Origin of the sequence: Marivita sp. (genome assembly GCF_965656765.1) — a bacterium.
Classification (GTDB): Bacteria; Pseudomonadota; Alphaproteobacteria; order Rhodobacterales; family Rhodobacteraceae; genus Marivita.
The window spans coordinates 12,461-33,265 of record NZ_CBFHLV010000032.1; the positions used below are offsets into that span (position 1 = coordinate 12,461).

General features: G+C 54.3%; 21 protein-coding genes. 8 read left to right on the plus strand and 13 right to left on the minus strand.

The window, feature by feature from the left end; genetic code table 11:
- Positions 1–16 precede the first annotated feature (16 nt).
- Positions 17–481, plus strand: a complete 465-nt coding sequence (locus ACTG4M_RS10275; protein ID WP_439123564.1) for an NUDIX domain-containing protein — start codon at positions 17–19, stop codon at positions 479–481.
- On the opposite strand, the gene ACTG4M_RS10280 is transcribed toward ACTG4M_RS10275, so the two are convergent.
- Entirely contained in the window at positions 449–1,714 is a 1,266-nt protein-coding gene (locus tag ACTG4M_RS10280; protein WP_439123565.1) for a PP2C family protein-serine/threonine phosphatase, read from the minus strand. The genes ACTG4M_RS10275 and ACTG4M_RS10280 overlap by 33 nt on opposite strands.
- A gap of 150 nt (positions 1,715–1,864) precedes the next feature.
- On the opposite strand from ACTG4M_RS10280, the gene ACTG4M_RS10285 reads away from it, so the two are divergent.
- A complete protein-coding gene (locus ACTG4M_RS10285; RefSeq protein ID WP_439123566.1) occupies positions 1,865–2,197 on the plus strand; it encodes an Hpt domain-containing protein in 333 nt (110 codons plus the stop codon).
- Here the strand turns inward: ACTG4M_RS10285 and ACTG4M_RS10290 are convergent.
- Genes ACTG4M_RS10290 through ACTG4M_RS10300 form a run of 3 tightly spaced genes read right to left on the minus strand, consistent with a single transcriptional unit; the run spans position 2,194 to position 5,023 of the window.
- Complete coding sequence (locus ACTG4M_RS10290) at positions 2,194–3,006, minus strand: SDR family NAD(P)-dependent oxidoreductase (RefSeq protein ID WP_439123567.1); 813 nt, start codon at positions 3,004–3,006, stop codon at positions 2,194–2,196. The genes ACTG4M_RS10285 and ACTG4M_RS10290 overlap by 4 nt on opposite strands.
- Positions 3,006–4,232: a threonine ammonia-lyase IlvA gene (ilvA, locus tag ACTG4M_RS10295; RefSeq protein WP_439123568.1), complete on the minus strand. Its 1,227-nt coding sequence runs from the start codon at positions 4,230–4,232 to the stop codon at positions 3,006–3,008. Before ilvA ends, ACTG4M_RS10290 begins: the two co-directional genes overlap by 1 nt.
- Positions 4,233–4,270: 38 nt before the next feature.
- The gene (locus ACTG4M_RS10300; RefSeq protein WP_439123569.1) at positions 4,271–5,023 is read right to left on the minus strand and encodes a hypothetical protein; all 753 of its coding nucleotides are present in this window, start codon (positions 5,021–5,023) and stop codon (positions 4,271–4,273) included.
- Positions 5,024–5,125: 102 nt separating this feature from the next.
- On the opposite strand from ACTG4M_RS10300, the gene ACTG4M_RS10305 reads away from it, so the two are divergent.
- Positions 5,126–6,349: an argininosuccinate synthase gene (locus ACTG4M_RS10305; protein ID WP_439123570.1), complete on the plus strand. Its 1,224-nt coding sequence runs from the start codon at positions 5,126–5,128 to the stop codon at positions 6,347–6,349.
- 53 nt (positions 6,350–6,402) lie between these two features.
- On the opposite strand, the gene ACTG4M_RS10310 is transcribed toward ACTG4M_RS10305, so the two are convergent.
- Both ACTG4M_RS10310 and ACTG4M_RS10315 read right to left on the minus strand, forming a co-directional pair.
- Entirely contained in the window at positions 6,403–6,816 is a 414-nt protein-coding gene (locus ACTG4M_RS10310; protein WP_439123571.1) for a DUF7282 domain-containing protein, read from the minus strand.
- An 89-nt stretch (positions 6,817–6,905) separates the two neighbouring features.
- Positions 6,906–7,625 carry an HAD family hydrolase gene (locus tag ACTG4M_RS10315; RefSeq protein ID WP_439123572.1) on the minus strand — a complete coding sequence of 240 codons (720 nt, stop codon included), beginning with the start codon at positions 7,623–7,625 and terminating at the stop codon, positions 6,906–6,908.
- A gap of 160 nt (positions 7,626–7,785) precedes the next feature.
- Between ACTG4M_RS10315 and msrA the strand changes: the two genes are divergently transcribed.
- Complete coding sequence (gene msrA, locus ACTG4M_RS10320) at positions 7,786–8,448, plus strand: peptide-methionine (S)-S-oxide reductase MsrA (RefSeq protein WP_439123573.1); 663 nt, start codon at positions 7,786–7,788, stop codon at positions 8,446–8,448.
- Here the strand turns inward: msrA and ACTG4M_RS10325 are convergent.
- Together ACTG4M_RS10325 and ACTG4M_RS10330 are read right to left on the minus strand one after the other, a co-directional pair.
- Entirely contained in the window at positions 8,445–9,320 is an 876-nt protein-coding gene (locus ACTG4M_RS10325; RefSeq protein ID WP_439123574.1) for a ribokinase, read from the minus strand. The genes msrA and ACTG4M_RS10325 overlap by 4 nt on opposite strands.
- 2 nt (positions 9,321–9,322) lie before the next feature.
- Positions 9,323–11,578, minus strand: a complete 2,256-nt coding sequence (locus ACTG4M_RS10330) for an NADP-dependent malic enzyme (RefSeq protein ID WP_439123575.1) — start codon at positions 11,576–11,578, stop codon at positions 9,323–9,325.
- A 115-nt stretch (positions 11,579–11,693) separates the two neighbouring features.
- Between ACTG4M_RS10330 and mutS the strand changes: the two genes are divergently transcribed.
- Entirely contained in the window at positions 11,694–14,324 is a 2,631-nt protein-coding gene (gene mutS / locus ACTG4M_RS10335) for a DNA mismatch repair protein MutS (RefSeq protein WP_439123584.1), read from the plus strand.
- On the opposite strand, the gene ACTG4M_RS10340 is transcribed toward mutS, so the two are convergent.
- Together ACTG4M_RS10340 and hrcA are read right to left on the minus strand one after the other, a co-directional pair.
- On the minus strand, positions 14,321–14,887 hold the full coding sequence (locus tag ACTG4M_RS10340) for a nucleotide exchange factor GrpE (RefSeq protein WP_439123576.1): 567 nt from the start codon (positions 14,885–14,887) through the stop codon (positions 14,321–14,323). The genes mutS and ACTG4M_RS10340 overlap by 4 nt on opposite strands.
- A gap of 4 nt (positions 14,888–14,891) precedes the next feature.
- Positions 14,892–15,962 carry a heat-inducible transcriptional repressor HrcA gene (gene hrcA, locus ACTG4M_RS10345; RefSeq protein ID WP_439123577.1) on the minus strand — a complete coding sequence of 357 codons (1,071 nt, stop codon included), beginning with the start codon at positions 15,960–15,962 and terminating at the stop codon, positions 14,892–14,894.
- 106 nt (positions 15,963–16,068) lie between these two features.
- Here hrcA and rph point away from each other — a divergent pair, with 106 nt between their 5' ends.
- Genes rph through hemW form a run of 3 tightly spaced genes read left to right on the plus strand, consistent with a single transcriptional unit; the run spans position 16,069 to position 18,528 of the window.
- Positions 16,069–16,782, plus strand: a complete 714-nt coding sequence (gene rph / locus ACTG4M_RS10350) for a ribonuclease PH (protein WP_439123578.1) — start codon at positions 16,069–16,071, stop codon at positions 16,780–16,782.
- A complete protein-coding gene (gene rdgB, locus ACTG4M_RS10355) occupies positions 16,779–17,390 on the plus strand; it encodes an RdgB/HAM1 family non-canonical purine NTP pyrophosphatase (protein ID WP_439123579.1) in 612 nt (203 codons plus the stop codon). The genes rph and rdgB overlap by 4 nt, the downstream gene beginning before the upstream one ends.
- Positions 17,383–18,528, plus strand: coding sequence for a radical SAM family heme chaperone HemW (hemW, locus tag ACTG4M_RS10360; RefSeq protein ID WP_439123580.1), 1,146 nt, complete (start codon positions 17,383–17,385; stop codon positions 18,526–18,528). The genes rdgB and hemW overlap by 8 nt, the downstream gene beginning before the upstream one ends.
- Here hemW and ACTG4M_RS10365 read toward each other — a convergent pair whose 3' ends face one another.
- The 3 genes from ACTG4M_RS10365 to rsmG form a co-directional block, all read right to left on the minus strand.
- The gene (locus tag ACTG4M_RS10365; protein WP_439123581.1) at positions 18,529–19,440 is read right to left on the minus strand and encodes a ParB/RepB/Spo0J family partition protein; all 912 of its coding nucleotides are present in this window, start codon (positions 19,438–19,440) and stop codon (positions 18,529–18,531) included.
- A 9-nt stretch (positions 19,441–19,449) separates the two neighbouring features.
- The gene (locus ACTG4M_RS10370) at positions 19,450–20,262 is read right to left on the minus strand and encodes a ParA family protein (RefSeq protein ID WP_439123582.1); all 813 of its coding nucleotides are present in this window, start codon (positions 20,260–20,262) and stop codon (positions 19,450–19,452) included.
- On the minus strand, positions 20,255–20,805 hold a 551-nt coding region (gene rsmG / locus ACTG4M_RS10375), incomplete at its 5' end, for a 16S rRNA (guanine(527)-N(7))-methyltransferase RsmG (RefSeq protein WP_439123583.1). The genes rsmG and ACTG4M_RS10370, both read right to left, overlap by 8 nt.

Here is a 20,805-nt window from a genome sequence, read left to right on the forward strand (position 1 = left end):
GCAGAAGGGGAATGACATGATGCGCAGGTTTGGTGACGTCCCGGAATCTGGACGCTCCTACACTCTTAGAACAGGGGCATATGCTATTCTGCCGGTTGGCGACGGTCTGCTATTAACGCACCAGGATGCGCCAGAACCCGAGGTGCAATTGCCCGGTGGCGGCGTCGATCCCGGCGAATCCCCCATTCAGGCTTTAGTTCGCGAAGTGTACGAAGAAACCGGCTGGCGCGTTGCGCGGCCCATCCGACTGGGTGCATACCGGCGGTTCACATACATGCCGGAATACGATCTTTGGGCGGAAAAGCTTTGCTTGATCTATATGGCACTGCCGGTCATGCAGTATGGTGATCCTCTTGAACCTGATCATACCGCGCTGTGGATGAGCACTGACGCTGCATTAGAACAGCTGGCCAATTCGGGCGACCGCGATTTCGTGGCAAGGTTTGCGTCACGGGCCCCCATATTCCAAAAGCGCGGCTGAAATATCATCATCAACATCAGCTGATGCCACAATATCTCGCTTTAAGGTATTGTATAGCGCGTCCAAGAAATCGGGCCCGAAACACTCATTCGGGACCGAAGCGACCAAAGACAGCAACCCGTCCTCTTCAAGTAAAGATCCATCCGGCAACACCGCCTCAGTGAAACCGTCGGTATAAAGAAGGATGCGATCGCCCGGCGCAAGCTGAACAACGTGGTCATTAAATGCCGCGTCTTCAATCAAACCGATAGGCAATCCACCCTCGCCGATAAACTCAGCCTTACCACTTTTGCGTAGCAACAACGGCGGTGGATGCCCGGCCTGCACAAAGCGCGCCTGCCCGGATTTTGGGCAGACATGCATGTAGGCCAATGTCAGATATTCGGTAACTCCTTTCTGGCCAACAACCCGACTGTTAAGGCGTTCTGCCAGCCGCTTGGGTCTTAGGAATTCGTACCCGTTGCCACTATGGTCCAAAGCCAGATTTTCGTCCGGGTAATCCGAACTCAAATACCCGGCCACGCGCGCAGTCATCATGGCTGACGTGATGCCATGCCACGATACATCGAGACTAAACAAGCCGAATTCGTCATTTTGTGCGCCAAACGTCCCAGCTAGATCACCTCCGACATGACCACAGGATTGAAGCAAAAGACTCACCCGGCTTTTTCCATACTCCCTTGTTCGGATCGGCATCAGCGATTCCTGTAGCACCCGCGCCTGTTGCAGGTCTTTGTCGATTGAGGCATGAATTGTTTGCAGTTCGCTTAAGGTGTCAGCAATAACTGCGTTCTTAGAGCGCAGTTCATGCGCCATCGACAAGATGCGGACACCAGCATTGATGCGCGCGCGCAATTCGTCCCCATTCACCGGCTTTGTCAGAAAATCATCAGCGCCAGATTCAAGCCCAGACGCAACAGCGGCTTTTTCCGATTTCGACGTCAGAAGAATAAAATAACCATAAGATGCGCGGGCGGATGCGCGAAAAGCTGAACAGAAATCAATCCCGCTCATCCCCGGCATCATCCAATCGGAAATGATGAAATCGGGCTGGAACGTTTCGCACAAATCCAAGCCATGTTCAGCATTTTCAGCCTCGACCACGTCAAAGCCCCACCGCTTGAGCATAAGGGTGAGGATCCGACGCTGTGCGCGACTGTCATCGACCACAAGAATGCGGCGCAGATGATCGTCTTGCCCATCAGGGAACGCAAACCTCGCGCTCTGTAACATAACCATTCACCAACCCATGCGTCGGCCCCCGAAAACCGTTTAGGCGGCGTTTCTTAAGCAGAGGTTACCGTTAAAACTTTTCACATTCCGAGCCTGATTGTTGCGTTCTGTTCATCTTTGGCTGCTAGCAAGCCGGTGATGGAGGGATGCATGATCGACTGGACACGCGTGGCTGAATTGCGGGGCGAAATCGGCGCAGAAGACTTTGACGAGGTGGCTGAACTGTTTCTAATGGAAGTGGAAGATACGCTGTCCCAACTCAACGACGCGGTGAATGACGCACCTCAAATGCAGGAACTGATGCATTTTCTCAAAGGATCCGCGCTCAATCTAGGCTTTGCTGATCTGTCCGACATGTGCAGCAAAGGCGAGGAAAACGCTGCAAACGAACAGATTAACGTTGATATTGCAAGCCTGAAAAACCTGTATGCACAATCACGGGCTTTATTCGAAACCGAATATGCCCAACGCTTTGCAGCCTAGATAAAGCGATAGATCGACGCAGGATCTGATCCTTCGGCCTGTTCTTTGACCCTTTGGCGCAACCGCTGCATTCCACCAATCCAGCGGTCCGTGTCGGCAGCACGCTGTTCGAAAAAAGTCTGCGCCTCGGGGTGCGGGTAGATCATAAACTGCCCATCCTCGATCCCCCTTAGTGTCGCCTCAGCCACAGCCTCGGGCGCGATCACACCCGATGGATGCTCTGTCGAACTGGCGTCATAACCCAGCAAAGGTGTTGCCACATAAAGCGGGCAAACGACTGAGACATGCACACCGTCCGCGCCATGTTCAATCGCCAGCGACTGTGCAAGGCTGACCGCGGCGTGTTTGGTCGCGGAATAAGCGGCGTCCCCAATCTGGGACAAAACGCCTGCCGCCGACGCAACATTGACCAGTGCGCCGGAACCCCGTTCGACCATCTGCGGAACAAGCAGCCGCGACGCACGAAGATGCGCCATGACATGCAGATTCCAGCTTTTCTGCCAATGTTCATCCGATTGGGATGTCGGCCCATCAGGTTCGCCAAGCGCAAAGCCTGCGTTCGAAAACAGCATGTCGATTGACCCAAGCTCATCTTGCGCGGTTGAGATCATATCCCGAATCGAACCCAGATCACTCAAATCCCCTTGGTGGGGAACACCACCAATCTCATCCGCGATACGCGAGGCCAGATCGCCAGAAAGATCATTGACCAGAACACGCGTACCTCGGGCGGCCAATGCGCGGGCCAGGGCCGCACCAATGCCTTGTCCAGCGCCGGTGACAATCGCCGTCGCACCATCGAAAACCATCAGATCACGAATTGCGACAGCAGATCGTCATCGGTGATGTCTTGATACGTAAATCCTGCCGAATCAAGCTGCCCGAACAGGCGGCCAAAACTACCAGCATCCCGCGTTTCGATCCCGATCAGGACGGAACCATAGTTCCGCGCAGATTTTTTTAGGTACTCGAATCGGGCGATGTCATCCTCTGGGCCAAGAAAGCCCAAGAAGTCCTTCAACGCTCCTGGCCGCTGCGGCAATCGAAGGATGAAATACTTCTTTAAACCAAGGAATTTCTGGGCGCGTTCCTTGACTTCGGGCAAGCGTTCAAAGTCAAAGTTACCGCCAGTGGTCACACACACCACTGTACGTCCTTTGATCGACTGACCCAAATCCTGGAGCGCATCAACCGACAGCGCACCGGCAGGTTCCAGTACGATCCCCTCAACATTAAGCATCTCAAGGATCGTGGTACACAGGCGGTCTTCTTTGATCGTCAGAGTGTTCGCCAAACCGATGCCGTTTAACCGCGCAAATGTCTTCTGGCCGATCTGACCGACGGCAGCGCCATCGGCGAATGTATTCACGTAGTCCAGCCGAACCGGTTTGCCGGCTTCAAGCGCCGCGCGCAGGCAAGCCCCGCCCGCAGGTTCGACAAACGTATACTGGCACTCTGTCCCCAGATAGCTCAGCATCCCGGCAGAAAGACCGCCACCACCTACAGGCAAAACGATGTGGTCAGGGGTTTTGCCAAGCTGTTCGATCACCTCGACTGCTACGCTGGCTTGGCCCTCGATCACGTCTTCATCGTCGAATGGGGACAGAAAATGCCCGCCCGCCTCGGCGCAGAATGCTTGGGCAGAAGCAAGCGTATCATCGAAATAATCGCCAGTGAGACGGATCTCGATGCTGTCGCCACCAAACATCGACGTTTTCTGTATCTTCTGCTGCGGTGTCGTCACCGGCATGAAGATCACGCCTTTCTTGCCAAAATGCCGGCACATGAATGCAACACCCTGTGCGTGATTGCCCGCACTGGCACAGACAAACAGGTCAGCATCGGGCCTTTTGCGCATGGCATTGAAGGCACCGCGTAGCTTGTAACTCCGGACCGGTGAAAGGTCTTCGCGTTTCAAGTAAATTTCAGCGCCGTATTGTTCGGACAAGTGCGCATTGCGCTGCAAAGGCGTTGGCGGGAACACATCACGCATCGCTTGGGTCGCGTCACGCGCGGATTGGGTAAAATCAGTCATACGTCACCCTTGGGGATTTTCCGGCATGTCGCAAGCGGTCAGTCGATCGGCCGATTTTCGACAAAATGCCCGTAAAGCGTGGTGAGAACCGAAATCCCAATGATTGTTGCAAACCAATTAACCACCAGTGAGTAGACCACGTTGATGATCGAATTGGGGTCGTCATTGAACCAAGACGGCAATTGGATCACGACGCTCGCCCCAACGACGATCAATGCTAGCATAAGTATCGTGGCGCTTTGGCCTTTTGTCGCGTCCCATGCATTCGCCAAAGAAAGCCTTTCGCCAAGTGCTGCGGCGGGCAGCATGATGCCAAGTCGGAAAAACAGATAAGCCGCCACACCGATCATGATCAAAGACATCAGCCCGGCCAGCGCCGGCAGACCGAGGGATATGATACCTACCGGAATCGACACAACCACGATAGCCAGCACAACCAACACCCCAATAAGGATAGACCGACCAAGATATCCCATGATCTCGGATCCATGAAAGTGTGGCACCCAACTTTTGGTCGTCTCACCCGTCAAAGCAAAGCGGTGCCATGCCACTGCGATCCAAAGGCTCGCGATCACCGCCAAAAGACCCAGAATAATAGTCGGCAAGATCGTTTCAGGCGCCATTATGGGAATCTCAGTGCCCTCAAACTCCATCGTCTGCGGCGGATTGAGGAAACTGTAGACCGTGTAGCAACTTTGAACGAGGTAAAGGACCAAGGACAAGCGGAGCGCCTGATCCAGATTGGCCATCACCAGATTGAACGAATGTCGGAAAATCTGCCAACCCTTCATCACATACTCCTTCTTGTTTCCATCGCCCTGTTCAGCGGCCACTTCTTGCCCCTGCCCTGAAAAACAAGTAATCGCCCCGGCAAACCCGTTAAAGGAAAACCCATGTCTGCGCCGAAAAAAGTTGTGCTGGCCTATTCCGGTGGCCTCGATACCTCGATCATTCTGAAATGGTTGCAAACCGAATACGGGTGTGAGGTTGTGACCTTCACCGCCGATCTGGGCCAGGGTGAAGAGTTGGAACCCGCCCGCGAAAAAGCGGTAATGCTGGGGATCAAGCCCGAGAACATTTATATCGAAGATGTCCGCGAAGAATTCGTGCGCGGCTTTGTCTTCCCAATGTTCCGCGCCAACGCACTTTATGAAGGCCTCTACCTGCTCGGCACTTCCATCGCGCGACCACTGATTTCCAAGCGTTTGGTCGAAATTGCCGCTGAAACCGGTGCCGATGCCGTCAGCCACGGTGCAACAGGCAAGGGCAATGATCAGGTCCGTTTCGAATTGGCCGCCTACGCGCTCAACCCTGACATCAAGGTGATCGCACCTTGGCGCGAGTGGGATCTGTCCTCGCGGACCAAGCTTCTGGATTTTGCCGAAAAGAACCAAATCCCGATCGCCAAAGACAAGCGCGGTGAAGCGCCGTTCTCGGTCGATGCGAACCTTCTGCACACCTCCTCCGAGGGTAAGGTACTGGAAGACCCGGCGCAGGAAGCGCCTGATTACGTGTACCAGCGCACCGTACATCCCGAAGACGCACCTAACACACCAGAAATGGTCGAGATCACTTTTGAAAAAGGCGATGCGGTTGCGATAAACGGCGAAGCAATGAGCCCAGCCACGATCCTCACCAAGCTGAATGAACTGGGCGGCAAACATGGCGTCGGTCGTTTGGATCTTGTGGAGAACCGCTTTGTTGGGATGAAGTCGCGCGGCATCTATGAAACACCCGGCGGCACAGTTCTGCTTGAAGCGCATCGTGGGATCGAACAGATCACACTCGATTCCGGTGCAGGCCACCTCAAGGATTCGATCATGCCGCGCTATGCAGAGTTGATCTATAACGGTTTCTGGTATTCGCCCGAGCGGGAAATGATGCAGGCCCTGATCGACAAGAGTCAGGAACACGTCACCGGCACTGTCCGCGTGAAGCTATACAAGGGATCAGTTACCACCGTTGCCCGCTGGTCGGATCATTCGCTCTATTCCGAAGCGCATGTGACGTTTGAAGAAGACGCCGGTGCTTACGATCAGAAAGACGCACAGGGGTTCATTCAATTGAATGCGCTGCGTCTGAAACTGCTCGCCGCGCGGAACCGTCGTTTAAAATAAAATAGTCTCTAACCTAGAAAAAGGCCCGCCAATCGGCGGGCCTTTTTTGTGTATCAGTTCGCTGTGACAACCTTCATCACCAGGGCATCATCAACGCGGATCGGGCCATCTTCTTTGGCACCCAGCGTGTATTCGAACACACCGGTAGACATCCCACCATCTTCGCCGTGCACCATAAGCATCAGCATCTCACCAGATGTGACGTCCTCCTGAAGGATTGCTGCGACGTCAGAATTCTCACCCTCTTTCAAAGGCGCGTATCCAACAACGGGACCAGGCTTCATGTCAGCACCGGTGCGGTGCACAACGAGCCAACCATTTGCCGGGGCAACAACGCTGGAAGCAGTCACTGTTCCACCGGATACGTCTTGGTCCATCGCATCAACAGAGGGTGCCATCGAATGGCCAGCCGCCATGGCAATAGATGCGGACAAGGCAAAAATCGTGGTTGAGAGTGCGTATTTCATTGTCTGTCTCCTGTTTTGCGCAAGGCAAGCGCCCCACGGACACCAACAGCCACGAACAGCAAGTCGCGATAGTTTCAGAAAACAGAATTTTATCCGGCGATTTTTTGTGTCTCCAGTTTGCGATATGCTGGCAGCGTTCGGTCCACCAGCTCAGCAAGCCGATTGCTTAGACTTGGCAAAGGCCCTTCCGGCCCAGCAAACCCGGTTGTCGCATGCAGAGATTTGTACCAATGCGGCGCCCAAACCCCGTCATAGGGCTTTGGCCCAGCAGGCCACGTCAGCATTGCCGGATCAAATTCAAGGCCAATGGAATCACACAGCCTGTGTAACATTTTGCGCGGATCGGCTCGGATATCGGCGCTGTCGATCACAATTGGGGTTTGACCCAACGACCGCACATAATCGAACAATTCGGCCTGTTTTGCAAAACCGATATCGTCAGCGGTCAGATCTGAATACCCTTTGGCAAAACTTGCCACCACGCGCGCCGGGTGACGGATCAGAAAGACGTTCACACAATCCCGCATGAAATCACGCGGTATTCTGTCGATCATATGCTGACACATGTGCTTGTAATAAACATGCGGTTTGCCGTCTAAAGGTTGGCCAATTAGAGACTGTTCCACCTCAAAAGTGTCTTCTGTTCGATCATCCAAAATGACCTGACGCATCGGATGATCCAAGCCAGTCAGACGCAAATAAGGTCCGTAAAACGGTTCGTCCAGTACTGAAAAATCGGCGCGTTGAGCAAAAGAATACATCATCGCCGTCGACAGATTGCGCGGCCCAGACCACATTGCCAATCGCATCGTCAGACACTCCTAATCAGACAAACTGCGCGCGACGGTACTGTTTGAAAGATGTCGTGCAAGCGGTAACTCAATCTCACCTTCAAGTGAGGACACCGCGCAGAATTTGCGAAGTGACCCGCTTTCGGCGCAGGATACCGAAACAATCAAGGAGTTCCCCATGCGCCCGCTTCGCCGTTCACATCCCGTCCTGCTAGCCCTATCCATTGTTGCAGGTATGTTCCTGCACGCAACCAAGGCCCATGCCGGAGAAACCCGTGACATCGTGGTTGCCGGTGGTTGTTTCTGGTGTGTCGAAGCAGATTTTGAAAAAGTGCGCGGCGTAAAGGAAGCGGTGTCCGGCTATACCGGTGGCACGACGCAAAATCCGACTTACAAACAAGTAACTCGTGGCGGCACTGGCCATTACGAAGCGGTCAAGATCACCTACGATAGCGGCGTTATCGACCGGGATCGGTTGTATAACCTGTTTTTCCGATCAATTGATCCCACTGACGCGGGAGGTCAGTTTTGTGACCGGGGTCAAAGCTATGCAACAGCAATATTCGTCTCTAACGCTGCCGAACGCGCCGCAGCCGAAAAAGCAAAGGCACAGGCGCAAGCGGCGCTAGGTCGTCAGATCGTGACACCTATTCTGGATGCCAAAGCGTTTTACGACGCCGAGGATTACCATCAGGATTACTACAAAGGCACAAACCGCGTGCTGACCCGCTTTGGCGCAGTTCAACAAAAGGACGCCTACAAGCGGTATCGCAAAGGCTGTGGGCGTGATGAGCGCATCAAGCAGCTTTGGGGAAATGACGCGCCGTTCGTTGGCAACTAACCCAAGCGCGCGTCCTGCACATCTTTTAGGTCCGGAATCACGTCAGCTGTTCCCTGACGCGTCACCATGATCGCGCCAGCCTGCTGGCCTAGGGATATCGCCTGTTCGATCGGCAGACCTCGATCCAATCCTGCAACAAGGTACCCGGTGAACGTGTCGCCCGCTCCCGTCGTATCTACCGGGGTTACGGGAATGGCTGGAAAGGTCTGATCAGTGCCCGCGTCCGTGTTGATCCAACGGCAGCCATCACCACCCAAAGTCACGACCACGTCCCTTACGGGCAGACCCGTTAGACCGATCCCGGTTGCATTCGTCAATTGTTGCGCCTCAACGGCATTCATCACGAGGATATCGAGCAAGGGAAGAACGGCCTTCACGGCGTCAGCATCGAAGGGGGCCGCCGCGTAAACCACGCGCATACCTTTGGCTGAGGCCTGAGTTGCGCCTTCGATCTGCACAGATGTTTCATTCTGAAAAAGAAAGGTGTCAGCCTCGGTCGCCGCTTCCAGTGCGGTTGAAATATGTGTCTCTGTTATTGCCCGATTGGCCCCTGGAAACAGCAGAATGGCGTTTTCACCCTGATCATCAACCATGATCACTGCATGCCCGGTGGCCACATCAGATTCCACGATGTTCCGCGTATCGACACCGTATTCCAAAAGCCGTTCGACCGCCCAGCGCCCATCGCGTCCGATCGCGCCAATATGCGCAACTCGCGCTGCGGCACGCGCAATGGCGACAGACATGTTTGCGCCTTTGCCGCCTAGGCCACGGCTGTGATCAGTCGAGGCAAGCGTTTCACCTGGCGCCAACAAATGTGGCACCTGATAAAACAGATCCGCATTGATTGAACCAAGGTTAAAAACCGCCATCGTTAGCGCCCTTTACACGCCGCAAGCACCGCCATGTTCAGAATATCGCTCGCCGTGCTGGAGGTTGAGCAAATCTGGATCGATTTATCCACGCCCGCAAGGATAGGGCCAATGACGGTCGCCCCTGCCATTTCCTGCATCAACTTGACCGAGATAGAGGCCGAATGGCGGGCCGGCACAACCAGAATGTTGGCGGGGCCCGTCAGTCGCTGGAAAGGATAGTTCTTCTGAGTGCCCCGGTTCAGAGCCACATCGACGGTCATTTCGCCTTCATATTCGAAATTCACACCGCGACGATCCAACACGCGCGGCGCGATATGCATCTTTTCAGCCCGTTCCGAAACGGGGTAGCCAAAGGTCGAGAACGACACAAACGCGACCCGTGGCTCTAGGCCGATGAGCCGTGCAACTTCGGCCGCACGTTCGGCAATATTTGCAAGGTCTTCTTCATCTGGCCATTCGTGAACAAGCGTGTCAGCGATCAAAACAATGCGACCTTTGACCAAAAGCGCCGTCACGCCCGCCGCGCCATGCGACGCATCAGCGTCAAAGACGTGATTGATCAATTCCATCACATGGGCCGACTTTCTGGTCGCCCCCGTGACAAGCGCATCACCATGCCCCTGCTGAAGCATCAAAGCCGCAAAAACATGTCTGTCGCGCGCCGAAAGGCGGTGAATATCTTGACGGTCATGGCCTTTGCGCTGCAAGCGCTCATAAAGGAACTGTTTATACCGCTCGAGGTGCTGGGTATTGGCTGCGTTGACCACCTCGACCTCACGCACAGCATCGCCCAAACCAGCCTCTTCCAGCTTGGCTTTAACGTCAGCCTCTCGGCCGACAACAAGTGCTTTGCCGAAACCCGACCGCTGATACATGACCGCAGCGCGCAATACTCGGGGATCGTCCCCTTCGGCAAAGATCATCCTCGCCTGCGCCGTCCGCGCACGCGCATTGATACCACGAAGAATACTCGCCGTCGGATCCATCCGCGACTTGAGCGATTCCTCATAGGCACCAAGATCGATGATGGGCCGCCGCGCCGCGCCGGTATCCATACCAGCCTTGGCAACGGCTGGCGGAATGCGATGAATCAGCCTCGGATCAAAAGGTGTCGGGATGATGTAGTCACGACCAAAGGTCAGGTTTTTGCCATAGGCCAACGCGACCTCGTCCGGTACATCCTCTCGCGCGAGCTCGGCCAACGCCACGGCACAAGCGATCTTCATCTCATCGTTGATAGCGCGTGCGTGAATGTCCAGCGCACCCCGAAACAGATATGGGAACCCAAGAACGTTATTCACCTGGTTTGGATAATCGCTGCGGCCCGTGGCCACGATCGCATCCATGCGCACCTCATGCGCCTCTTCGGGTGTGATCTCAGGATCCGGGTTAGCCATGGCAAAAATCACCGGATTGTCCGCCATAGAACGCACCATATCCTGCGTGACCGCACCTTTGACGCTCACCCCAAGAAATACGTCTGCGCCGACCATCGCTTCTTCCAATGAACGCGCGTCGGTTTTGACGGCATGCGCCGATTTCCACTGGTTCATGCCTTCGGTGCGCCCTTGGTAGATCACGCCCTTGGTGTCCGCGACGATGCAATTCTCGTGTCGCGCACCCATCCGTTTGAGCAATTCGATACACGCAATCCCCGCGGCACCCGCACCGTTGAGAACGATCTTCACGTCCTCGATCTTCTTGCCCGAGATATGCAGCGCATTCAGCAGCCCCGCCGCACAGATCACCGCCGTCCCGTGCTGATCATCATGGAAGACCGGGATGTCCATCTCTTCCTTGAGGCGCTGTTCAATGATGAAGCATTCAGGCGCTTTGATGTCTTCGAGGTTGATTCCGCCAAAGGTTGGGCCCATCAGGCGGACAGCTTTGCAGAACTCGTCGGGGTCTTCCGTATCCAACTCGATGTCGATGGAATTCACATCCGCAAAACGCTTGAACAGAACCGACTTACCCTCCATCACCGGCTTTGATCCAAGCGCACCAAGATTACCAAGACCCAGGACCGCCGTTCCGTTAGAAATCACCGCGACGAGGTTGCCCTTGTTGGTGTAGTCATAGGCCAAACCTGGGTCTTTCGCGATGTCCTCGCACGGCACAGCCACACCGGGGGAATAGGCCAACGAAAGATCGCGCTGCGTGGTCATCGGAACGGTGGCCTGCACCTCCCACTTGCCGGGGGTCGGTTCGAGGTGAAAGGCTAGCGCTTCTTCGCGGGTGAACTTGGGATTGGACATGCGGTAGAGGCCTCATACGTCAAAATCGGGTTTTCCACCCGGGTCGGTCGCCTTAATGTCATGCCAAAGCACCGAGGGGAAGCTTGTGAACGCGAATAAATCACCCGTCACACCCATGATGGCGCAATATCTGGAAATAAAATCCCAGTATGCAGATGCTTTATTATTCTACCGCATGGGCGACTTTTACGAATTGTTCTTTGACGATGCTGCAGCCGCAGCAGAGGCTTTGGACATCGCGCTTACCAAACGCGGCAAACATGACGGCGATGACATACCGATGTGCGGCGTTCCGGTTCATGCGGCCGAAGGGTATTTGTTAACCCTCATCCGCAAAGGCTTTCGTGTCGCTGTTTGCGAACAGATGGAAAGCCCGGCTGAAGCGAAAAAACGCGGGTCCAAATCTGTCGTCAAACGCGATGTGGTGCGTTTGGTGACTCCCGGCACATTGACCGAAGAAACCCTACTCGAGGCGCGTCGTCACAATTTTCTAACCGCTTTGGCCTGCGTCAGAGACGATTGGGCGCTTGCATGGACAGACATTTCGACCGGCGCGCTACATGTGCTGCCATTGTCTTTGGCCCGAGTCGGCCCGGAACTCGCGCAACTCGCACCCGCGGAAATCCTGATGGCCGAAGGGACCGAAAACGCAGTGTCGTCGGTGTTGGACGATCTTGGGCTCGAGCCGACATGGCTTGGAAAATCGAGCTTTGACTCAACAGGCGCGCACACGCGTCTGACGCAACAATTCGGCGTATCTTCGCTTGATGCGTTTGGGCAGTTTTCCCGCCCAGAGCTCTCCGCGATGGGCGCTCTGCTTGAATATCTCGATCTGACGCAAAAGGGCCGCCTGCCCCTGTTGCGACCACCGCAGCAGGAAAAGCTGGGCCATTCGATGCACATTGATGCGGCCACACGCAGAAACCTTGAGCTGACGCATTCACTCCAAGGCGGGCGTGCCGGGTCCTTGCTATCGGTCATTGATCGAACAGCCACAGCCAGCGGTGCGCGTTTGTTGGAGCGCCGGTTATCTACTCCGTCGCGAAACCTATCTGTAATTGGCAACCGACAAGAGGCGATCAGCTGGGCAATTTCTGATCCGACAATCGCCATTCAGGTCCGCGATGCGCTGAAACGTGTCCCTGATCTAGACCGCGCTCTTTCGCGTCTGGGCCTTGAGCGTGGAGGTCCACGCGACATGGCCGCAATCCGAAACGCCCTGGAACAGGCGGAAGCGATTTCAGGTGTGTTAGAGACACAATCTCTGCCCAGCATCCTTCAAAATGCAGTAAACGCCTGTAAAGGTCACGACGATCTGATGGGTCTTTTGGATGAGGCGCTGGTTGCCGAACCGCCTCTCCTGGCGCGGGATGGTGGATTTATTGCACCGGGGTATGACGAAGCCCTCGACGAGGCGCGCAAGTTACGCGACGAGGGACGCGGTGTGATTGCTGGCCTTCAGGCGCAGTATTCCGAAATGGCGGGCGTGTCGTCTCTTAAGATCAAGCACAACAATGTCCTTGGTTACTTTATCGAGACCACATCGACACATGCCGAAAAGATGATGGCGCCGCCACTGAACGAGACCTTTATTCACCGGCAAACGACTGCAAACCAAATCCGCTTTACTACGGTTGAACTTTCCGAACTAGAACGCCGGATCATGAATGCAGGTTCCGAAGCGATTGAAATTGAAAAGCGTCTCTATTCAACCCTAAGTCAGGCCATTCTGGAGCAACAGCCTGTACTGAACGCCCTTGCCACGGGTCTGGCCGAATTAGACCTTGCAACCGCCTTGGCCGACCTCGCTTCTGATTTAGACTGGTGCCGACCTATAGTCGACGAAAGCCGATCCTTCGATATTCAATTAGGCCGTCACCCAGTGGTTGAACGATCTCTGAGGGCGCAGGGTGAAAACGGGTTTGTCGCCAACGACTGCGGCCTAAGCGCTGACACAAACCATGCGTCGATCGCGCTGCTGACAGGCCCAAACATGGCTGGTAAATCAACCTACTTGCGCCAGAACGCGCTTATCGCACTACTTGCGCAGATCGGGTCCTATGTCCCAGCAAAATCGGCGCATATCGGGTTGGTCAGCCAGATCTTCAGCCGCGTCGGTGCGTCAGACGATCTCGCACGTGGGCGATCCACATTCATGGTCGAAATGGTGGAGACAGCAGCGATTCTCAATCAGGCGGACGACCGCACGCTGGTGATCTTGGACGAGATAGGACGCGGCACCGCAACCTATGACGGTCTCTCGATCGCATGGGCAACTCTGGAACACCTGCAGTCGGTGAACAAGGTCCGCGCGCTTTTCGCGACACATTATCACGAACTGACAGCTCTCGCGACGCAGCTGGATGGGGTAAAGAACTCCACTGTCGCAGTACGGGAATGGGAAGGTGACGTGGTTTTCCTTCACGAAGTTCGCGATGGCGCGGCTGATCGGTCCTATGGCGTTCAGGTCGCGCAATTAGCCGGGTTGCCGCCCGCCGTAATCACTCGAGCCCGATCTGTTCTAGACGCGTTGGAAAAAGGCGAGCGGGAAAACACGTCGCCCAAGGCATTGATTGACGACCTACCTCTGTTCTCAGCGGTGGCCCAAGCGCCACAGCCAACAAAACCCACCGGGGAAAGCAAAATCGAGGCGCAGATCAAAGACCTGCACCCCGATGAAATGACGCCGATAGAAGCACTACAGGCTCTGTATAACCTGAAATCGCTTCTACAAACCGATGATTAAGATTTTGGCATAGAGCTTACGCCGACCTGCGCGGGACGCAGCAGACGGTCATACAGCATGAATCCTTCGGTTGAGACTTGAATGATCTCACCAGCGGTTGTGCCCGGCACTGGCGCTTCGAACATCGCTTCATGGTGTTGTGGATCAAACTTGTCGCCCACTTCGGGCTTGATCGCGGTGACACCATGTTTGCTGAATACGTTCAACAACTCGCGCATGGTCAACTCTACGCCTTCGATAAAGGCTTTGGACGCTTCGCGCTGATCCTCTGGGATCGCATCAAGCGCACGCTGAAGGTTGTCGTACACTGGCAAAAGGTCACGAGCCAAGCGTGATCCACCATATTGCTGTGCCTCGCGGCGATCCTTTTCAGACCGCTTGCGCGCGTTTTCGGCCTCGGCCAACGCCCGCATGAATTTATCTTTCAGATCATCCCGCTCGGCACGCAGAGAATCCATATCAGCGTCTTCATCACTGATCTCTTCTTCAAGCGCTTCGTTTTCCTCTGCCTCAGCATCTGCCAAGCTATCGAGAAAATCTTTTGTGTGATCCGTTTCGGCCATCTGGTTACCCTTGGTTGCGGTCGCCGAGCAGTTTCCCGACGAGCTGCGCTGTGTAGTCTACAATCGGTACGATTCTACCGTAATTAAGTCGCGTCGGGCCTATGACCCCAACCGCACCGATAATTTTACGATCAGCGTTCATATATGGAGACACAACCAAAGAGGAACCCGAAAGTGAGAAAAGTTTGTTCTCAGAACCGATAAAAATGCGCACACCGTCACCTTCTTCGGTGAGTTCCAGAAATTCAGCAATATCTCGCTTGCGCTCAAGATCATCGAACAGTTCACGAACGCGTTCAAGTTCTTCTGCATGCGTGTCTTCAGCCAAAAGATTCGAACGTCCCCGCACAATCAAACGGCCCGAAGTGTCGGCATCTTCATCCCATATGGCCAAACCCTGCTCAACCAGTATGGCCGCGAGCGCATCAAGCTCTCTTCGTTTGCGCGACATGTCGTCTTTAATCGTCCGGCGCAAATCAGACAGGGTTTTCCCCTCGACCAGAGCATTCAGGAAATTTGCCGCCTCTCTCATAGAGCTTGGTGTTTGCCCCGGTGGTGGTGTGAAAAGTCGATTTTCGACATGCCCGTCGGTAAACACCAGAACAACCAACGCCTGATCACCACCGACTGGCACAAATTCAATGTGCTTGATCGCCGCTTCATGTTTCGGAGTCAGAACGAGCGACGCCCCTTGGGTCACGCCCGACAAAGCAGACCCAACGCGATCAAGGATTGATCCAACATCTTGACTGTTGCTCGTGACGGTTGCGTCGATCTTCTGCTGATCGTCTTTGTCGAGGTCACGCACCTCAAGCAACCCATCAACGAACATCCGCAAGCCAAGCTGCGTCGGCACGCGTCCCGCGCTGATATGCGGGCTATCCAACAATCCCAGGAATTCGAGGTCTTGCATCACGTTCCGGATTGTCGCGGCCGATACCTTTTCATCAAGTGTCCGGGTCAGCGTTCGAGAGCCAACTGGTTCACCGTTTGTCAGATATCCTTCGACGACCTTGCGGAACACGTCCCGTGACCGGTCGTTCAGTTCATCCAGAATTTTTGATCCGTCGCTCAATCACGCACCTCGCATTGCTGATGACAGTCATAGGTATGACAGACTATGGGGTTGCGAAACCAGAAAGCCTGCCTGTATCCGTACACGGCAATCAAAGGGACATACCATGCGACCGTCAGGACGGAAATTAAGCGAAATGCGCGCGGTTTCAATCGAAACCGGGATTAACAAACATGCCGAGGGGTCCTGCATGATCCGCATGGGCGACACCCATGTGCTCTGCACAGCCACGATCGAAGACCGCGTGCCGCCTTTTATCAAAGGTTCCGGCCTTGGTTGGGTCACTGCGGAATACGGAATGCTGCCACGGTCCACGACAAGCCGAATGCGGCGTGAAAGCTCGGCTGGCAAACAACAGGGCCGCACGGTCGAGATTCAGAGACTAATCGGGCGTAGCTTGCGTGCCGGGGTTGATCGAGTTGCCTTGGGTGAACGACAGATCAGCATCGACTGCGACGTAATCCAGGCCGATGGCGGAACGCGTTGTGCCTCAATCACTGGTGGTTGGGTCGCTCTGCGGCTTGCCGTCAACAAGCTGATGAAGGCTGGCGACGTGACAAGCGATCCACTGATTTCACCAGTCGCAGCTGTCAGCTGTGGGATTTATGCAGGCCAGCCCGTGGTCGATTTGGATTACCCCGAAGATTCCGAAGCAGGCGTTGATGGTAACTTCATCATGCGCGGCGATGGTCAGTTGATCGAAATTCAAATGTCCGCCGAAGGCTCTACATTTTCACGTGATCAGATGACCCAATTGCTGGATCTTGCGGATGCGGGCGTACAGGAATTGGTAGCGCTTCAGCTCAAGGCGGTCGAATGACACGCAAATTCGAGGGAGATCGGCTTCTTGTAGCAACGCACAACGCGGGCAAGTTAGAAGAGATCGCTGATCTTCTTACAGACTACGGAGTCTCGGTCGTTGGCGCGGCCGAGATGAACCTGCCGGAACCTATCGAAGACGGCACAACATTTGTCGAAAACGCCCGGATCAAGGCACACGCCGCAGCCAAGGCAACCGGCTTACCAGCATTGTCCGATGACAGCGGTTTAGAGATCGACGCACTGAACGGTGCACCGGGCGTGTATACTGCGGATTGGGCAGAAACAGAGACTGGTCGCGACTTTATCATGGCGATGGAAAAGGCCCACAAGGCAATCTTGGAAACCGGGATCACGCCACCATGGACCGGCCGCTTTTGTTGCACTCTGGTCCTTGCTTGGCCTGATGGCCATGATGAGGTTTTTCCCGGCACCATGAGCGGTCAGCTCGTTTGGCCCATGCGTGGTGAACAAGGGCATGGCTACGATCCAGTGTTCCAGCCTGATGGCCATGACGTCACCTTTGGTGAGATGGATCGCTGGGAAAAAAACAAGATCAGCCACCGCGCTGATGCGTTCCAAAAATTTGTGACGGGGTGCTTTGACTGAGCTCTGGCAAGATCGGGGCTTTGGGCTTTATGTCCATTGGCCGTTTTGCGCCGCGAAATGCCCCTACTGCGACTTCAACAGCCACGTCCGGGCTTCCGTTGATCAGGCCAAATGGGCTGATGCACTAGCGTCCGAAATTCGGCGCACTGGCGTGGAAACGGGTCCCCGCGTTTTGTCTTCCATATTTTTTGGCGGTGGCACACCAAGCCTGATGGAGCCATCCACCGTTGAAACGGTATTGTCCGCAGCACGAGATGTCTGGCCCTTTGCCAATGACATCGAAATCACACTTGAAGCCAACCCAACCTCGGTCGAGGCGCACAGGTTCGAAGGCTATGCCAAACATGGCGTTAATCGCGTGTCGTTGGGGGTACAGGCTCTAAACAATGCTGACCTTCGTAATCTGGGCCGCCTTCATGACGTGGAAGATGCTCAAATAGCGTTTTCTATCGCTCGAGAGATCTTTGATCGCGTGAGCTTTGACCTGATTTACGCACGTCAAAACCAATCGCTTGATGATTGGCACACAGAACTCAGCACTGCATTAGACATGGCCGTGGACCACCTCTCGCTCTATCAACTGACGATTGAAGAAGGTACCGCGTTTTGGGATCGGGCGCAGCGTGGGTCTTTGAAGGGGCTACCAACAGACGATTTGGGTGCCGATTTATACGATTTGACCCAGGAGCTTTGTGAGAACGCGGGCTACACCGCCTACGAGGTGTCAAATCATGCGCGCGAGGGAGCTAAATCCAAACACAACCTGCTTTACTGGCGTGGCGGTGACTATGCCGGGATTGGGCCCGGTGCGCATGGCCGCCTCACCCTCAACGGACAAAGACAAGCTACGGAATGCTGGAAGCAACCTGAGGCCTGGTTGAACGCCGCTTCAAATGGATCCGGAATTAAAGAGACAACTTCTCTTTCATGCCTAGATGTAGCAGATGAACGGTTGATAATGGGGCTTAGGCTAAAAGAGGGACTAGATATAGACGACGTTTCGTCTTTGATCGACTGGCCGAGATTCAACACGCTTCTTGACGGCAGCATGATCTGGAAAAATGGATCCCGCATTGGGGCAACAGATCAAGGCCGCCCCTTGTTGAACTATTTGATATCTCAATTAGCAAAAAGCTAATCAACGACCAGCGCTAAGAATCATACACAGCGCATCAAGATCTTCGAGACTGTCGTACCCGATCGTAACCGATCCAGCTTCTTTCCCCGCACTGTGATTGATCGACACCTTCATTCCCAAAGCCGCAGACAAATCTCCCTCTAGCGCTTTGGTATCCGCGTCTTTGGAAGCGCTATCGGTCGATTTGGACGAAGATTTCGACTTAGGCACAGCATCAGGGTTCAGCGCCTCACGAACCATTCGCTCCGTTTCCCGAACCGACAATCCTTTACGAACAATTTGACCCGCCAACAGCACCGGGTCCGGTGCTGTCACTAGCGCTCGTGCATGGCCTGCTGACAGTTTTCCATCAGTCACAGCCTGTTTCACCACATCAGGCAAGTTTAACAGTCGCAAGAGATTTGCGATATGACTGCGGCTTTTCCCGAGCGCGGTCGCCAGCTTTTCTTGGGTATGACCAAAGCGGCTCATCAGCTGTTCGTACCCAGCCGCTTCTTCGATCGGGTTAAGATCAGCCCTCTGAATGTTTTCAATAATCGCAATTTCAAGAACATCTTCGTCTGAGAGTTCACGAACAACAACCGGCACTTCATGGACATTTGCCGCCTGTGCTGCGCGCCAGCGCCGTTCACCAGCAACAATCTCGTACTGGCTTTCAACCCCATCACGTTGCCGAACGATAAGCGGTTGAATCACACCTTTACTACGAATTGAATTTGTGAGGTCTTGTAGCGCGTCCGCATCAAAACTGCGGCGGGGCTGATCCGGGTTCGGAAACAATTGATCAATTGGCAATGTCCGAACTGGCCTGCGTGATGATTGCGTTTCCACATCCGCTTCGGGTTCAATATCAGCCATCAAGGCAGACAAACCACGCCCCAAGCCGCGACGCTGCTCTTTTTTCTCAGCCATGGTGTACCCTTATGCTGCTGTCATTGTTTCGTGCTTACCCAGGAATTCTCGCGCCAAAGCGCGGTAAGCAATTGCGCCTTTGGAATTGGTGTCATATTCAAGAACCGGCAATGCGTATGATGGCGCCTCGCTAACACGAACATTCCGCGGAATAACCGTTTTAAACACCAAGTCACCCAAATTATCACGCGCATCCGTTTCAACCTGCTGGGACAGATTGTTCCTGGAGTCGTACATCGTAAGAACAACACCTTCGATACGGAGCTTAGGATTTGCCGACTGCCGGACCTCACGGATGGTCAGCATCAGCTGACTTAGGCCTTCAAGAGCAAAGAACTCACTTTGCAGAGGAACCAGAACGGAGTGCGCTGCCACCATTGCGTTTACAGTCAAAAGATTCAGCGACGGCGGGCAATCTATCAATATAAAATCAAATGCAAACTGATCCATATCGGTTTGCCGCAAGGCGTCGTGAAGCAAGAAGCTCCGTTTTTCATTCGCGATCAGCTCAATATCGGCTGAGCTCAAATCAGTTGTTGAAGGGACAAGGAACAGATTGTCCTGACCTGTTCGACAAACGATATCGCTCAGCGGAAAATCATCTAGCAAAAGATCATACGTCGTAGCGTGCCGATCTTCTGGCATAACTCCAAGCCCAGTAGATGCATTGCCTTGTGGATCGAGGTCCACCACAAGAACCTTTTGGCCAATTTCGGCAAGCGCGGAGGCAAAATTTATGGCAGTCGTTGTCTTGCCAACCCCGCCTTTTTGATTTGCAATCGCTATGATCTTCGGACCAGCCGGGCGCGTTGGGTCATACACGAGAGAGGCCTCCAATTTCAAGAATAGCGGCATCGGGTTGTGTCACACTTTTATGGGCTTCGTATGTGAATCGCCACTTCTTTTGCGCGTCGACAATTTCATGTCGCCAAGTTCCGCCTTTCATAAACAAAGACGTGCCACCTTGGTCCATGTGATGGTCTGAAAAGTCCAAAAGATCGACCAAAGGCGCGAGTGCGCGGGCGCTGATCACGTCTGCCTTTAGACCCTTCACCTCCTCAATGCGTTTTGCGATCACTGTGAACGGCACATTTGTTTCACGTGAAACAGTTCGCATAAACGCCGCTTTCCGTTGGTCACTCTCTACTAAAGTCACGTCCAATCCTCTATCGGCAAGCGCAATAGCAACCACTGCACCAGGAAAACCGCCCCCGGAACCAAGATCGCACCATGTTGTCGCTGAATCCGGACACAAGGATGCAACCTGTAACGAATCATCAAAATGACGCTTCCCAGCATCTTTAAGCGACGATGACGACACGAGGTTAATTTTTGGTGACCACTTCGTTAATAGATCGAGATAGG